The organism is Phaeobacter italicus (assembly GCF_019801785.1).
GTDB classification, from domain to species: Bacteria; Pseudomonadota; Alphaproteobacteria; order Rhodobacterales; family Rhodobacteraceae; genus Phaeobacter; species Phaeobacter italicus.
Genome location: NZ_JAHVIJ010000004.1, coordinates 92550 through 106557, shown reverse-complemented (window position 1 = coordinate 106557; position 14008 = coordinate 92550). Strand labels below are relative to the sequence as shown.

General features: G+C 60.2%; 12 protein-coding genes. 8 read left to right on the top strand and 4 right to left on the bottom strand.

The window, feature by feature from the left end; all coding sequences use genetic code 11:
* Positions 1-74: 74 nt before the first annotated feature.
* On the top strand, positions 75-545 hold the full coding sequence (gene rlmH, locus KUV39_RS10665) for a 23S rRNA (pseudouridine(1915)-N(3))-methyltransferase RlmH (RefSeq protein WP_037302670.1): 471 nt from the start codon (positions 75-77) through the stop codon (positions 543-545).
* 21 nt (positions 546-566) lie between these two features.
* On the opposite strand, the gene KUV39_RS10660 is transcribed toward rlmH, so the two are convergent.
* The gene (locus KUV39_RS10660; protein ID WP_222459761.1) at positions 567-938 is read right to left on the bottom strand and encodes a hypothetical protein; all 372 of its coding nucleotides are present in this window, start codon (positions 936-938) and stop codon (positions 567-569) included.
* A gap of 59 nt (positions 939-997) precedes the next feature.
* Positions 998-1723, bottom strand: coding sequence for a DUF599 domain-containing protein (locus KUV39_RS10655; protein WP_046211854.1), 726 nt, complete (start codon positions 1721-1723; stop codon positions 998-1000).
* Positions 1724-1802: 79 nt separating this feature from the next.
* Between KUV39_RS10655 and KUV39_RS10650 the strand changes: the two genes are divergently transcribed.
* The 5 genes from KUV39_RS10650 (at position 1803) to KUV39_RS10630 (ending at position 7406) form a co-directional block, all read left to right on the top strand.
* Entirely contained in the window at positions 1803-3251 is a 1449-nt protein-coding gene (locus KUV39_RS10650) for an FAD-linked oxidase C-terminal domain-containing protein (protein WP_046211855.1), read from the top strand.
* A gap of 85 nt (positions 3252-3336) precedes the next feature.
* Positions 3337-4437 (top strand): FAD-binding protein, encoded by a 1101-nt coding sequence (locus KUV39_RS10645; protein ID WP_222459760.1) that lies wholly within the window; start codon positions 3337-3339, stop codon positions 4435-4437.
* A gap of 4 nt (positions 4438-4441) precedes the next feature.
* On the top strand, positions 4442-5770 hold the full coding sequence (glcF, locus tag KUV39_RS10640; protein WP_222459759.1) for a glycolate oxidase subunit GlcF: 1329 nt from the start codon (positions 4442-4444) through the stop codon (positions 5768-5770).
* A 159-nt stretch (positions 5771-5929) separates the two neighbouring features.
* Complete coding sequence (locus KUV39_RS10635) at positions 5930-6793, top strand: trypsin-like serine peptidase (protein WP_244998334.1); 864 nt, start codon at positions 5930-5932, stop codon at positions 6791-6793.
* A gap of 154 nt (positions 6794-6947) precedes the next feature.
* A complete protein-coding gene (locus KUV39_RS10630) occupies positions 6948-7406 on the top strand; it encodes an Hsp20 family protein (RefSeq protein WP_222459758.1) in 459 nt (152 codons plus the stop codon).
* Between the two features lie 112 nt (positions 7407-7518).
* Here KUV39_RS10630 and KUV39_RS10625 read toward each other — a convergent pair whose 3' ends face one another.
* Together KUV39_RS10625 and KUV39_RS10620 are read right to left on the bottom strand one after the other, a co-directional pair.
* Entirely contained in the window at positions 7519-9708 is a 2190-nt protein-coding gene (locus KUV39_RS10625; RefSeq protein ID WP_222459757.1) for an esterase-like activity of phytase family protein, read from the bottom strand.
* A 132-nt stretch (positions 9709-9840) separates the two neighbouring features.
* The gene (locus KUV39_RS10620; protein WP_008562705.1) at positions 9841-11316 is read right to left on the bottom strand and encodes an NAD-dependent succinate-semialdehyde dehydrogenase; all 1476 of its coding nucleotides are present in this window, start codon (positions 11314-11316) and stop codon (positions 9841-9843) included.
* Positions 11317-11540: 224 nt separating this feature from the next.
* On the opposite strand from KUV39_RS10620, the gene KUV39_RS10615 reads away from it, so the two are divergent.
* Together KUV39_RS10615 and KUV39_RS10610 are read left to right on the top strand one after the other, a co-directional pair.
* The gene (locus tag KUV39_RS10615; protein ID WP_222459756.1) at positions 11541-12326 is read left to right on the top strand and encodes an alpha/beta hydrolase; all 786 of its coding nucleotides are present in this window, start codon (positions 11541-11543) and stop codon (positions 12324-12326) included.
* Positions 12327-12560: 234 nt separating this feature from the next.
* Positions 12561-13769 (top strand): aminopeptidase P family protein, encoded by a 1209-nt coding sequence (locus KUV39_RS10610; RefSeq protein WP_046211861.1) that lies wholly within the window; start codon positions 12561-12563, stop codon positions 13767-13769.
* Positions 13770-14008 lie beyond the last annotated feature (239 nt).

The following is a 14008-nucleotide window of genomic DNA, read 5'->3' as shown; positions in this document are numbered from 1 at the left end:
CTGTGCGATCCTTGGCGCCAGTTGCCACGGCAATGCGCCTCTGATCCCTGCAGGCCCGAATCGAAAGATCTTCCATGCGACTTCATTTTTGTGTGGTCGGGCGCCTACGGGCCAGCCCGGAGAAACAGCTCATTGATGACTATCTTGAGCGGTTCGACCGTACGGGCCGGGCCTTGGGTCTTGGCCCCTGCAAGGTGATCGAAGTCGAGGACAAGAAAAATGCAGGGATGGCCGCCGAGGCTGATCTCCTGCGCAAGGCAATCCCCAAGGGGGCTGTCATCTGTACGCTGGATGAACGTGGCAAGCTTTTGACGTCACCGGATTTCTCGAAACGGCTGGCTGATTGGCGCGATACAGGGCGCCAGGATGTCGCCTTTGTCATCGGTGGCGCAGATGGGATCGATCCCAGCCTGCGTGCTGAGGCAGATTTTTCCATCTCTCTGGGCAAGATGGTCTGGCCGCATATGCTGGTCAGGGTCCTGCTGGCAGAGCAGGTCTATCGCGCCGCCACGATCCTGGCAGGCAGTCCCTATCACCGGGTCTGACAGTTGCCCGGCGCTACTCGCCTAGCAGCTGGCGTCGCAGTTGAGCACGAGGATATAGGTCGCCTCTGCCCATCCATCGACATTGCAACGCGCTTGGATTTTGACCTGTTCAGTGCCATCCGGGATCGCCACTCCTGCCAGCGACCGGGTAAATGGCTGTTCGTTGACATGGGGATGCACCAGCTCGCGCAGGCCAAGCGGATTGCCGTCCATGTCCAGAACCCGCCAGCCATCAGCATAATGATCCCAGCCGGTGTCCGGGTGGCTCAGCGTTACGCTGATCCGCCAGCTGCTGCCGGTTTTGGTTGCGGTTGCCTCAAGGATGCGCGGATCATCGGCCCAGGCAGCGATGGGCAGACAGGTGGCACAGGCAAGGGTCAGAGCTTTCAACATGGATCCAGCCTAGGTCGGATTCGCCCGGCTGTCTTTGACATTTCGCAAGGCGCCCGGTGTTAGGCAGAAGTTTGCGGGGGCTTTGTATCCGCTGGCAGACGTTGCAGGATCTGGCGGGATTGCGAGGCAAATTCGCGCCGATAAAGAACCGCGAGGGTGATCAACGTCGTGGCGATCAGGGCAAGTGGACCCACCAGCCAAGCGACAGAGGCCAGCGAGAAATAGGTTGATCGCATCGCACGGTTAAAGCTCCGGGCGGCAGTGATCGACAGGTCCGCCGCCTGCTCTGCGCGTTTGAACGCATTGGGGGCGTCTCCACTGTTTGGCACTGCTCCCATCAGGACAAAGCAATAGCCAAATAGCCGGTGGGCCCAGACGTATTTCAGGAACGCGTTGCTCAGCAGCAGAAGGACCAGCAGGATTTTCACGTCCCAGACAAAGGCTGGCGCACTGTCGAGGCTGAGGTTGCGCGCGACACCGACCAGCTGGTCTGTGTTGCCAATCAGGGCCAGGCCGCCGCCGATTGCAATCATCGAGGCTGACGCGAAAAACGCCGTTCCCTGACGCAGGTTGCTGATCAATTGGGCATCAAAGATACGCGGCTGGCGTGACACCATCTGGATCATCCACTCATGCCGGAATTGCGCCATCAGTTCTGAAACTGATGGTTTGCCCTTGGGCGCGTTTTCAATGCGCCAGCCAATGCCCAGCCAGCTCAGCAAAAGCAGGGCGCAGGCAATCAAATCGAGAGGAGAGAACAGGGCCAGTCGGTCAATCAATGTCATGTGGTCAACTTACCCGCCGAACAACTGGCTTGCCAGATCGGAAAATTGGTCATATTATTTTACCAAATAGGAGAGCCCCATGGAGATGCCATCCCCGAACCCCGCCATTCTGGCCCGCAAGTCGCGGCTGGTTGAGCGTCTGGCTAAGGTCCTGCCCGCTGACGCGGTGATCGAGGACGAGGCAGAGACCCGTGCTTATGAGTGTGATGCGCTGACGGCCTACAAATGCCCGCCGCTTCTGGCTGTGCTGCCGCGCAGCACACAGGAGGTTTCCGACGTCCTGCGGATCTGCCACGAAGAGGGGGTGCCAGTGGTGCCGCGCGGGGCCGGAACCTCGCTGGCCGGCGGGGCGCTCCCGACGGCGGATTGTGTGATCCTTGGTGTGGCTCGCATGAACGACGTATTGGAAACGGATTATGCGAACCGCACAATCCGCGTACAGACAGGGCGTACCAACCTCAGCGTATCGGGTGCGGTCGAGGAGGAAGACTTCTTTTACGCGCCTGATCCGTCTTCACAGCTGGCCTGTGCAATCGCAGGCAATATCGCCATGAACTCCGGCGGAGCGCATTGCCTGAAATACGGGGTGACGACCAACAATCTCATGGGAGTGACCATGGTGATGATGGATGGCACCGTGGTTGAAATCGGGGGGGCTCATCTGGACGCTGGCGGTCTCGACCTTCTGGGGGTGATCTGTGGCAGCGAGGGACAGCTTGGCGTGGTGACAGAGGCCACCCTTCGGATCTTGCGCAAACCCGAAGGCGCCCGCCCCGTTCTGATCGGATATGACAGCAATGAGGTGGCAGGCGCCTGTGTCAGCGATATCATCAAGGCCGGTGTTCTGCCAGTTGCGATCGAGTTCATGGATCGACCCTGTATCGAGGCCTGCGAAGCCTTTGCCAAGGCGGGTTATCCGATGTGTGAGGCGCTGCTGATCATCGAGGTCGAGGGCAGCGAAGCAGAGATTGACCACCAGCTTCGACTGATCACCGATATTGCGAGATCGCATAACCCTGTTGAACTGCGCGAGGCCACCGACAGCGATGAAGCCGCCCGGATCTGGCTGGGTCGTAAATCCGCCTTTGGCGCCATGGGGCAAATCAACGACTATATGTGCCTTGATGGAACGATCCCTGTGACCTCGCTGCCGCATGTGCTGCGCCGGATCGGTGAGATGAGCAAGGAATTCGGACTGGCCGTTGCAAATGTATTCCATGCCGGTGACGGCAACATGCATCCGCTGATCCTGTTTGATGCCAACAAACCCGGCGATCTGGAAACCTGCGAGGCCTTTGGCGCCGAGATCCTCAAACTCTGCGTTGAGGTGGGGGGCTGTCTGACCGGCGAACACGGTGTCGGTATCGAAAAGCGTGACCTGATGCTGCATCAGTACCGGCCAGCCGATATCGAGGCCCAGTTGCGGGTAAAGGATGTCTTTGATCCGAAATGGCTGCTCAACCCGGCCAAGGTCTTTCCCTTGTCCACAACACAGAGCCGCCGCGCGCCCGCAATGGCCGCAGAGTAGGAACTGGCCTGACAGGCCCTTGATCCGGGCCAGTTGCGGGGGCTTTGCCCCCACACCCCCAGAGTATTTTTGAAAAGGTGAAACCATGACACCTCGGAGCGAGGCCGAACTGGCCGACATCATTGCGGCCGCCAAGGGACCTATGAGCATCCGGGGCGGTGGCACCCGTGGCAGTTCGGGCGAGGGGGATCCGCTGTCGGTCGCCGGTCTTAGCGGTGTGACCCTGTATGAGCCCGGCGCGCTTACGCTGGTGGTGCAGGCGGGCACGCCGGTTGAAGAGGTGAAAAAGATCCTTGCGGGCGAGAACCAGCGCCTGGCCTTTGAGCCGATGGATCACCGTGGATTGCTTGGCACGCAGGGGGTGCCGACCATGGGCGGGGTCTTTGCCGCCAACACCTCTGGGCCCCGGCGCATCCAATCCGGAGCAGCGCGCGACTTTCTTTTGGGGGTGCGGTTTGTGGATGGTCGGGGCGATGTCCTGAGCAACGGTGGCCGGGTGATGAAGAACGTGACGGGTTATGATCTGGTCAAGCTGATGGCCGGTGCATATGGCACCCTGGGGGTGCTGAGCGAGCTGTCCCTGAAGGTGCTGCCAAAGGCCGAGGCCTGCGGGACGGTTGCTGTTGACGTGCCTGATCTGGCGACAGCGGTGGCGGCGATGTCGGTTGCTTTGGGGTCGCCCTATGATGTGACCGGGGCGGCATATGACCCTGTTGCGGGCACCGTCTTCATCCGGGTTGAGGGGTTTGAGACCTCGGTTGCGTATCGCGGCGAGGCGCTCTTGCAGGCGCTGGCGAAATTTGGCGAGGCGCGTATGACGCTGGGCGAAGGCGCTGCCTTGTGGGAGGGAATCCGCGACGTTGTGGCCTTTAATGACAAACCGGGAGACGTCTGGCGGATCTCGGTCAAACCGTCTGATGCGATCGTTTTGGCGCAGACGCTGGGGGCGACAGCGCTGCAGTTCGACTGGGGCGGCGGATTGATCTGGGCCTTGATGGAAGAGGGAACCGATTTGCGGGCCCGAATGAACGTGCCGGGCCATGCCACATTGGTGCGGGCCAGCGCGCAGACACGTGGCGCAATTGCGCGCTTTCAGCCAGAGCCCGCCCCGCTGGCCGCGATTTCTGCCGGGCTCAGGGCGCAGTTCGATCCGCGCGCGATCCTCAATCCGGGACTGATGGGATAAAGATATGCAAACGACCTTTACCGAAGAGCAGCTCCAGGATCCCGGCACCCAGCGCGCCAATGAGATATTGCGGACCTGCGTGCATTGCGGTTTTTGCACAGCGACCTGTCCGACGTATCAGGTGCTAGGAGACGAGTTGGACAGCCCCCGTGGCCGGATCTACCTGATCAAGGATATGCTGGAAAACCAGCGCACGCCGGATGCCAAGACGGTCAAACATATCGATCGCTGCCTGTCTTGCCTGGCCTGTATGACGACCTGCCCGTCTGGGGTGCATTACATGCATCTGGTCGATCATGCCCGTGCCTATATCGAAAAGCACTATGACCGCCCCTGGAGCGACCGCGCGTTGCGCTGGCTGCTGGCGCGGATCCTGCCCTATCCCGGTCGTTTCCGGCTCGCCTTGTTCGGGGCAAAGCTGGCCCGCCCGTTTCGTGGTCTTGTTCCGGATGCGCGGCTGCGGGCGATGCTGGATATGGCGCCAAAGCACATCCCACCGGTGAGCCGCAACGACGATCCGCAGAGTTTTCACCCAACCGGCCCGCGCAGGAAACGGGTGGCCCTGATGACGGGCTGTGCGCAAAAGGCGCTCAACACCGATATCAATGACGCGACAATCCGTCTTTTGCGCCGCTTTGGCTGCGAGGTGGTGGTGGCCGAAGGTGCGGGATGTTGCGGGGCGCTGACCCATCACATGGGCCGCGAAGACGAAAGCCATGCAACCGCAGCCAAGAATATCCGGGCCTGGTGTGCAGAGATGGACGGCCAGGGGCTGGACGCGATTGTCATCAACACCTCGGGATGCGGCACGACGGTGAAGGACTATGGGCATATGTTCCGCAACGATCCGCTGGCAGAGGATGCGGCAAGGGTGTCGTCGTTGGCGATGGATATATCAGAGCTGCTGATGCAGCTGGATCTGCCAGAGGGAACAGACAAAGAGCTGACCGTTGCCTATCATGCTGCTTGCTCTCTGCAACATGGTCAGCAGATCAAGACCCATCCGAAGACGCTGTTGAAACGGGCCGGGTTCAAGATCGTTGAGCCGGCTGATCCGCATCTGTGTTGCGGCTCTGCGGGAACCTATAACCTGATGCAGCCGGAGATTTCAGCCGAGCTGAAGGCGCGGAAGGTCAAGACGCTTGAGGCCAGGAACCCTGATCTGATCGCAGCCGGGAATATCGGCTGCATGATGCAGATCGGTTCGGCCACCGGGCTGCCCATTGTCCACACAGTTGAGCTGCTGGACTGGGCCACGGGTGGCCCCAAGCCCCGCGCAATGGAGGCAGGGAACACCGTCAGCCGTGCGGGAGACGTGCCGATCCTGCGCTGATGCCGCTGCGCGATCGCAAATCACAGTAAGCGACGCCCCGCCTGCCATCGGCGGGGTGTTGTGTTTTCGCGGGTGCAATTGCCCGGTCTGTGCCGTAATTTCGCCTGAAGGGGGCGTTATCCCAGACAGCAGGCAATTTCAGCGCGGAGCACATCACTTATGGCAGCACTGGCCAAAGCCATGGCAGCAGGGAAATGGCGGCTCGCGCGTGCATGTGCCGTGCTTCTGGTGCCGCTTCTTGCCATTGCGGCGCCGCAGGTTTCGCAGGCGCAGGACAGCCGTCTGCAGCGGTTGGAGACAACCGAGGCTGGCCGGGATTGGCAGGCCGTTGGGCGGCTCGATGTGAATGGAGAGGGCTTTTGCACCGGTGCCTTGATTGCCCCTGATCTGGTCCTTACTGCGGCGCACTGTCTGTTTGATCGCGAGAGCCGCACCCGGATTGCCCCGCAAACGATCGAGTTTCTGGCGGGGTGGCGAAATGGGCGTGCCTCGGCCTATCGCAGTGTGCGCCAGGCGGTGATCCACCCGAACTATGTATTCGACGGAGAGCTGTCGACGGATCGGGTGCGCAATGACATTGCTTTGCTGCAGCTACAGCGCCCGATCCGCAACACGACCGTCACCCCATTTGAGACCAGTTTGCGCCCTCAGAAAGGGGCGCGGATCGGCGTGGTCTCGTATGCCCATGATCGCTCTGAGGCGCCATCTTTGCAGGACGTTTGCGCCGTAATGGCCCGCCAGGAAGGGGTGTTGGTGATGTCCTGTGATGTCGACTACGGCTCTTCGGGGGCGCCTGTGTTCTCGTTCGAAGGGGGGCGAGCACGCATCGTGTCTGTGGTGTCGGCCAAGGCTGAAGTCTCTGGTCAGCAAGTGGCGCTGGGCTCTGCGCTGGCAGAAGAGCTGGATTTGCTGCGGGCTCAGCTTGGAAATGGCCGATCCGCCGGTCAGATGCCCCCCGGTGTGGGTCGTGTGCGTGTCGGCGAACGGGCCCGGTCGGGTGGGGCGAAATTCATCAAGAACTAGGCGCGCGACATCCGCAGTTGCCCGACCTCTTGAACCCCTCAAAACAGTCCTTATCTCAATGTCATCGGGTCGCCGTCGATCGGGGCCCGAGCAACCTGATGCCCGTCCCAGAGGGGAGGGCACGCTAGAAAATCGCTCAAGATGAGGATGAAAAATGCGTAGTTTTGATTTTGCCCCGCTGCACCGTGCCACCATCGGTTTTGACCAGATCGCAGATCTCATGGATCGTGCTCTGAGCACCGACGTGGCCCAGCCGAGCTACCCGCCCTACAACATCGAAAAAACCGCAGCAGATGCGTATCGGATCTCGATTGCCGTCGCCGGTTTCTCCGAAGAGGATCTGAGCGTCGAGGTCAAGGAAAACGCCCTTGTTGTCTCGGCCAAGAAATCCGACGACGACAGCGACCGCACGTATCTCCATCGCGGTATCGCCACCCGCGCCTTTGAGCGCCGCTTTACGCTGGCCGATCACGTCCGGGTCACAGGCGCGAGCCATTCCGACGGTATGCTGCATATCGATCTGCACCGCGAAGTGCCCGAGGCGCTGAAACCCCGCCGGATCGAAATCGCATCGACCAAAACGCCGAAATTGGACGCCAAGCCGGTCAACTGATCTGACCTCGGACAGGGGTGTGCTGCACGGATGGCTGCCCCCCCGATGAACAACAACAGCCCCCGGCAATCCACCGGGGGCTGTTTTGCGTTTGTCAAAAGAACGGGTCGGATCAGTTGGTCGTGGCCGTACCCACAGGCCCAATCGAGAAGAACATCGTCTCGCCCGAGGCATCATCAACACCGTCGTTGTCGGTCAGGATATAGCCTTCTCCCTCGGCGGTGATCGCGAGGCCTTCGACCTTGTCCAGCACATAGCCGCCCGTTGCGGTCAGATCCGGCAGCAGATCGCGCACCAGCTCCTTGCTGACAACCGGCAGTTCGCCACCCAGCGGTGCGGGCTGCATTTCGGCCAGCGGGATGCGATAGACCTTTTTGGTGACAGCGCGGAAATCATGCTGGTTGTCGCGCTCAATCACGTAGACATGATCGCCGTGGGCCACGATCTCCGAGAGACCAACCCAACCGGTGTCAGGCTCTGCCTTGTGGTAGTGCACCGCGCCCCATTCCTTGGTCTCAAGATTATAGGCCACCAGTTTGACGTGGTTCTTGGGGTCATCTTTCCATTCCCGCTGGACCGCCATCCACAGCGTGTCACCGACCTTGGTGATGCCTTCAAAGCCAAAGCGTCGTTCAACTTCCATCAGCTCGGCAGGCAGCCCGATTTCGCCCTTCTTCGCTTTGATGAGCCCGTCTTTGGAGACGTGATAGATGGCATGTGGGGTCACCCGATCAGTGCGCCCTTCCGAGGCGACAAAAAACCCGCCGTTGCCGTCCAGCGTGATGCCTTCGAGATCCAGTTTCTGGGCCGGGTTGCCGTCCTGCCGATGGATACGGATCACGTCGACGATCCGGGCAGGTGTCTGGCTGGGATCAATTTTGAAGATCGAAGGCTGGAAGCCGTAGAAGCTGTCGTTGACCGCGTAGATCATGCCATCCGCATCCGCCACCATGCCAGAGAGTGCGCCCCAGCCGATCAGCTCCTCCGCCCCGGCAGAGGTCAGATGTGGATAGTTGGGGGCGCCGTCTTGCAACTCGTACATCATCACGTGCGCGCGGGGACCCTTGTCCTCGATCAGGTCTTTCTCGTTGGCAGAGACCAGCAGATTGCGTTCCGGCAGGACTGCGTAACCTTCCGGGCCAACACCCGAGGGCAACAGCTGTGTGAGCACCGGATTGGCCAGATCGCTGACATCGTAGACGCCGACAACTGATGCGCGCTCCGCTCCGACAAACACATAGGGTGTGCCGTCAAATTCAGCGAAGGTCACGCTTTCGGGTTCGACGCCCTTTGCGTCAGAGCGTTTGTCGGGGTAGTGGCCAATCTGCACGATGGCATGTTCAAAGGAGGTGCCGCTGTCGTAGACGACAGTGCCGTCCTTGTTGAAGATCGTCCAACCGCGCGAACCGCCCTGATAATCCCCTTCGTTTGCGGTGGCAAAGTGCGTGTCGTCGATCCAGGTAACGGCATCGGGTTCACGCAGTCGCGCGGTCTGGCTTTCGTTGAAGATCAGCGCGCCGCGTTCGTCAGTCGCGTCGATCCCGTCAAGATCCACCGAACCGGCAGAGAAATGCGTCACGATCTCGCCGTTCTTGGAGACGACCACCAGGTGGTTGTTTTCCTGCAATGTGACGACGGTTTCCCCAAGCCCGTTGATCGAGACATATTCAGGCTCTGGATCCTCGCCTGCGATATCGGCAAGGCCTGTCAGGCTCACGACCTTCATCGACGCGCAATCAAGGCCCGTCTTGGTGGTATTCACCAAGACAAGGTTGCCTGCAGGCATCTGTGGCAGCATGCCATCGTTCAGGTCTTCGTCCCGTTCGTTTTCGATCGCCACAGCGAGAAAGCCGCCGTCCTTGGATTTCGCGACAGAATCTGGCTGACCACCCAGATCGCAGGAGCCCGTTTCAGCGCCCGTTTCAGCGTCGATGGATTTCAGCAGACCCGAGGGTTGCGTGTAGCTTTCAGAGGTATTCACGCCAACATAGGCCGTGCTGCCAATAACCGCGACCGATGTGGGTTCGCCGGGCAGGGCGATATTGCCCTTGGGTGCGGGTTTGGCAGGGTCGGTGATATCAATCAGCCCCAGCGCCTGCATTGGGCTGTCGGTATAGACCAGCGTCATGCCATCTGCGGTCGCGTCGATGATCTCTGGCGAGGTTTCGCGCGTTTGATCCTCACCGGCAGTCATGTTCTGGACAACGGGAAAGGCGGCAATGCGGTTAAAGGATTTCTCTGCCTGGGCGGCACCGGTGGTGAGGGCCAGCGCAGAGGTCAGGCACATGAGGCGCGGAATCATCGGCTACTCCGAAAGTTGGACAATGGATTGCCCTTGCTCCTGCCGCTTCTGCCTAACGGGACTGTGACGGTTTGATGTAGTTTTGATGATGCAAGGCCCCGACAACCGCTTGGCGGGGCCTTGTGAGGCGGATCAGACCGACATGCAGATGTATTTCATCTCCAGATAGTCCTCGATGCCGTGATGGCTGCCTTCGCGGCCCAGGCCTGACTGCTTGACCCCGCCAAACGGGGCCACCTCTGTCGAGATGATGCCGGTGTTGACGCCGACGATCCCATATTCCAGCGCTTCGGCGACCTTGTAGACCCGGCTCAGATCCTTGGCGTAGAAGTATGAGGCGAGACCAAAGATGGTGTCATTGGCCATGTCGATCACGTCATCTTCGGTCTCGAACTTGAAGAGGGGTGCCATCGGCCCAAAGGTCTCGTCCTGAGAGAAAACCATGTCCTGGGTCGCGCCGGTAAGGATCGTCGGCTCAAAAAAGGTGCCGCCCAGTTCAGAGGGATTGCCGCCCAGGATCACCTCTGCGCCTTTCTCCTTTGCGTCGGCAATATGGGCCTGAACTTTTTCGACGGCTTTCTGGTTGATCAGCGGGCCAAATTGGGTGCCCTCTGCCAGACCGTCGCCAACCGTCATCTTGGCCACGGCGTCCTTCAGCTTGGCGGCAAAGGCGTCGTATACCCCAGCCTGCACATAGATCCGGTTGGCGCAAACGCAGGTTTGGCCGTTGTTGCGGAACTTGCACATGATGGCCCCTTCGACAGCAGCGTCGAGATCGGCATCGTCAAAGACGATAAAGGGCGCGTTGCCGCCCAGTTCCATCGAGCATTTCATAACAGTGTCAGCCGCCTGCCGCATCAGGATGCGGCCCACTTCGGTAGAGCCTGTAAAGGTCAGCTTGCGCACGGCGTTGTTCTCGCAGAACTCCTTGCCGGTCTCTGATGCATTGGAAGAGGTGACAACGTTGAACACACCGGCGGGGATGCCTGCGCGCTCTGCCAATACGGCCAGAGCGGTCGCAGAAAGAGGCGTCAACTCGGCTGGGCGCGCGACAAAGGCGCAGCCTGCTGCCAGTGCGGGCCCCGCCTTGCGGGTGATCATCGCATTGGGGAAATTCCACGGTGTAATCGAAGCCGCAACGCCGATGGGCTGTTTCAAAACAGTGATGCGTTTGTCACGTTGGTGGCCCGGAATGGTCTCGCCATAGATGCGTTTGGCTTCTTCGGCAAAGAACTCAATGAAAGAGGCGCCATAGCCGATCTCGCCGCGCGCTTCTGCCAGGGGTTTGCCCATTTCAGCGGTCAGGATTACGGCCAGGTCTTCCTGGTTCTCCATCATCAGGTCAAACCATTTGCGCAATACGGCTGCGCGTTCCTTGCCAGTCCATTTGGCCCAATCCTTTTGCGCTGCCTCTGCTTGCGCGATGGCGCCCGCCACCTGGCTGCGGCTGACATCGGCCACCTGCGCGATCACGTCGCCACGGGCCGGGTTGATCACGTCAAAGGTGCCGTCCTCTCCATCAACGAACTGGCCGCCGATGTAGGCCCGGCTTTCCAGCAGGCTGGTGTCTTTGAGCAGGGATTTCAGATCTGTAGTCGCGTCAAGCATGGCTTGTCTCCCGGATGTCGTTTGCTGGAAATGGAAATCAGCTGTCACTTGATATGTCCAGAAAGAGTGATGAGTCCAGAATTTGATCAAATCCAGCGGCAGATAGAGGGCTGACCTCATGGGGCAACCATTGATGAGCCCGCCAGATGCCAGCTCCTGTGCGTTTGACATGTTCTTCTCAAGATAGTCAGGTAGGGCAAACAACACATAAGGGGAGGGCTGGCATGGAATTGGATGATGCCTATGCCAACGGGGTTTATATCGAGAATGCTGCAAGCTATCCGCCACGCTGGGCAGCCTCGGCCGAGGATTTCCGCAATGCGATGCGGGAACGCTCGCGGATTGATGTTTCCTACGGTGAAAGTCCGCGTCAGGCATATGATCTGTTTTTCCCGGAGGGAGAGCCCAAGGGCCTGATGATTTTTGTCCATGGCGGCTATTGGCTGGCCTTCGATAAGTCCAGTTGGTCGCATCTTGCGGTCGGGGCTTTGGCCCACGGGTATGCGGTGGCACTGCCTTCCTATGATTTGTGCCCCGAGGTTCGCATTGCCGATATCACCAGCCAGATAGCGGCGGCTGTGACAGCCATCGCGGCAGAGGTGGCAGGGCCGATATCGCTGGCCGGACATTCCGCTGGTGGGCATCTCGTCGCGCGGATGCTGGACCGGTCGTTGCTGCCTGCAGACGTCGGAGAGCGCATCCAGAGGGTGGTGCCGATTTCGCCGCTGGCAGATTTGAGACCACTTTTGCGGACTTCAATGAACGACAAGTTCAAGATGGACGCAGCCAGCGCCGCCGCCGAAAGCCCGGTGGATATGCAAGACCGCTATCCCGCCGAGGTCACTGTCTGGGTGGGCGGAGAGGAACGCCCTGCGTTTTTGGATCAGGCGGTCTGGCTGACCGAAGCCTGGGAGGCAGATCACGTCATTGCCTTTGGCAAGCACCATTTCAACGTGATCGAACCCCTCGCAGATCCGGAGAGCGATCTGGTGAAGTTGCTGGTGACCTAAACCCGCCAGGCCACTTGGCGAAAGGACCGTGGATATCCGCGGTCCTTTCTGTTTGAGAGATGTCGTTTTTCGGCGACGGTTGGTGATTTCGGGCTAGCGGCGGCGCGCCGCTTCGCCCATTGTGTCGGGACGGGAAGGCGATGGCGTCGCCGCATGCTTGGCATGCTGCCCGTTTCAAATCTCAAAATTACGTCCTGAACGCCGGGACCTTTCTTGTAAGATGGAAGGGTCACTATGACTTCACGTCCTGAAATGTATCGTTTTCACAACGGCGAAAAGGCGCCGCTGCAGTTTGCTGTCTCTGAATATGAGGCGCGGATCGCAGGCCTGCGCAAGATCATGGCAGACACCGGTGTGTCCGCTGCTGTTTTCACATCGATGCACAATATCTCCTACTACTCGGGCTTCACCTACTGCGCCTTTGGTCGCCCCTACGGCCTGGTGGTAACCGCTTCTGAGGCCGTGACCATCTCGGCTGGCATCGACGCGGGCCAGCCCTGGCGCCGGTCGTTCTGCGACAACATCACCTACACCGACTGGCAGCGCGACAATTTCTGGCGTGCCATCCTGTCGGTAAGCGGCGAGGGTGTTGTCGTCGGCTATGAGAGCGATCACCTGACCCTGCTGCAAAAGGCCAAGCTGGAACATTTCCTGAAGCCATCGCAGCTGGTTGACCTCTACGAGCCGACCATGCGCCAGCGGATGGGCAAATCCGCGGCTGAGCTGGAGATGATCCGCGCGGGTGCAGCGGTGGCCGACGTTGGCGGCTTTGCGATCCGCGATGCAGTCAAGGAAGGCGCGCGTGAGATCGATGTGGCGATGGCGGGCCGTGACGCGATGGAGCTGGAGATTGCCAAGCGCTTCCCGGATGCGGAGTATCGTGACACCTGGGTCTGGTTCCAGTCGGGCATCAACACCGACGGCGCCCACAACCCGGTGACGGGTCGTCGGCTGGAGCGCGGGGACATCCTGTCGCTGAACACCTTCCCGATGATTTCCGGCTATTACACCGCGCTGGAACGCACCATGTTCGTGAAAGAGGTCGACGCCGAGTCCCTGCGCATCTGGGAGGCGAATGTAGCGGCCCATGAACTGGGTATCTCGCTTTTGAAGCCGGGGGCGAGCTGTGCGGAAATCACCCATCAGATCAACGCCTTCTTTGAAGAGCAGGATCTGCTGCAGTACCGCACCTTCGGCTATGGCCATTCGTTTGGTGTCTTGTCGCACTATTATGGCCGCGAGGCGGGCCTTGAGCTGCGCGAGGACATCGACACCGTGCTTGAGCCGGGCATGGTGATTTCGATGGAGCCGATGCTGACCATCGCTGATGGCCAGCCGGGCGCCGGGGGCTACCGTGAGCATGACATCCTGATCATCCACGAGGACGGCAACGAGAACATCACCAAATACCCCTACGGGCCGGAGTTCAACGTGGTCGGCTGATCGCGCGGGATCCGTATCTTGTGGGGCAGGTGGGGCTCCCGCCTGCTCTGCGCCCTGACGGGCGCTCACCGTTGGGCCAGGCACCGTGCATTGCACGGTGCCGTTTCGTTTGTGCCAACCCGTGCCTGCCCAGCCAGCCCTGCCCAAGCTGCCCGCAGGTGGACCAGCCGTTGCGCGGCGGCGTTGGTTCAGGCATATGTCGCTGATGGCGCTTTGCGCCGCGACCGCAGGCAAATATG

Bases quoted from the DNA above. Each gene is read 5' to 3' on its own strand.
- KUV39_RS10650 (WP_046211855.1), top strand. From the start codon at position 1,803: ATGGAGATGCCATCCCCGAACCCCGCCATTCTGGCCCGCAAGTCGCGG.
- KUV39_RS10660 (WP_222459761.1), bottom strand. From the start codon at position 938: ATGTTGAAAGCTCTGACCCTTGCCTGTGCCACCTGTCTGCCCATCGCT.
- KUV39_RS10620 (WP_008562705.1), bottom strand. From the start codon at position 11,316: ATGCTTGACGCGACTACAGATCTGAAATCCCTGCTCAAAGACACCAGC.
- KUV39_RS10655 (WP_046211854.1), bottom strand. From the start codon at position 1,723: ATGACATTGATTGACCGACTGGCCCTGTTCTCTCCTCTCGATTTGATT.
- KUV39_RS10610 (WP_046211861.1), top strand. From the start codon at position 12,561: ATGACTTCACGTCCTGAAATGTATCGTTTTCACAACGGCGAAAAGGCG.
- KUV39_RS10630 (WP_222459758.1), top strand. From the start codon at position 6,948: ATGCGTAGTTTTGATTTTGCCCCGCTGCACCGTGCCACCATCGGTTTT.
- KUV39_RS10615 (WP_222459756.1), top strand. From the start codon at position 11,541: ATGGAATTGGATGATGCCTATGCCAACGGGGTTTATATCGAGAATGCT.
- rlmH (WP_037302670.1), top strand. From the start codon at position 75: ATGCGACTTCATTTTTGTGTGGTCGGGCGCCTACGGGCCAGCCCGGAG.
- KUV39_RS10645 (WP_222459760.1), top strand. From the start codon at position 3,337: ATGACACCTCGGAGCGAGGCCGAACTGGCCGACATCATTGCGGCCGCC.
- glcF (WP_222459759.1), top strand. From the start codon at position 4,442: ATGCAAACGACCTTTACCGAAGAGCAGCTCCAGGATCCCGGCACCCAG.
- KUV39_RS10635 (WP_244998334.1), top strand. From the start codon at position 5,930: ATGGCAGCACTGGCCAAAGCCATGGCAGCAGGGAAATGGCGGCTCGCG.
- KUV39_RS10625 (WP_222459757.1), bottom strand. From the start codon at position 9,708: ATGATTCCGCGCCTCATGTGCCTGACCTCTGCGCTGGCCCTCACCACC.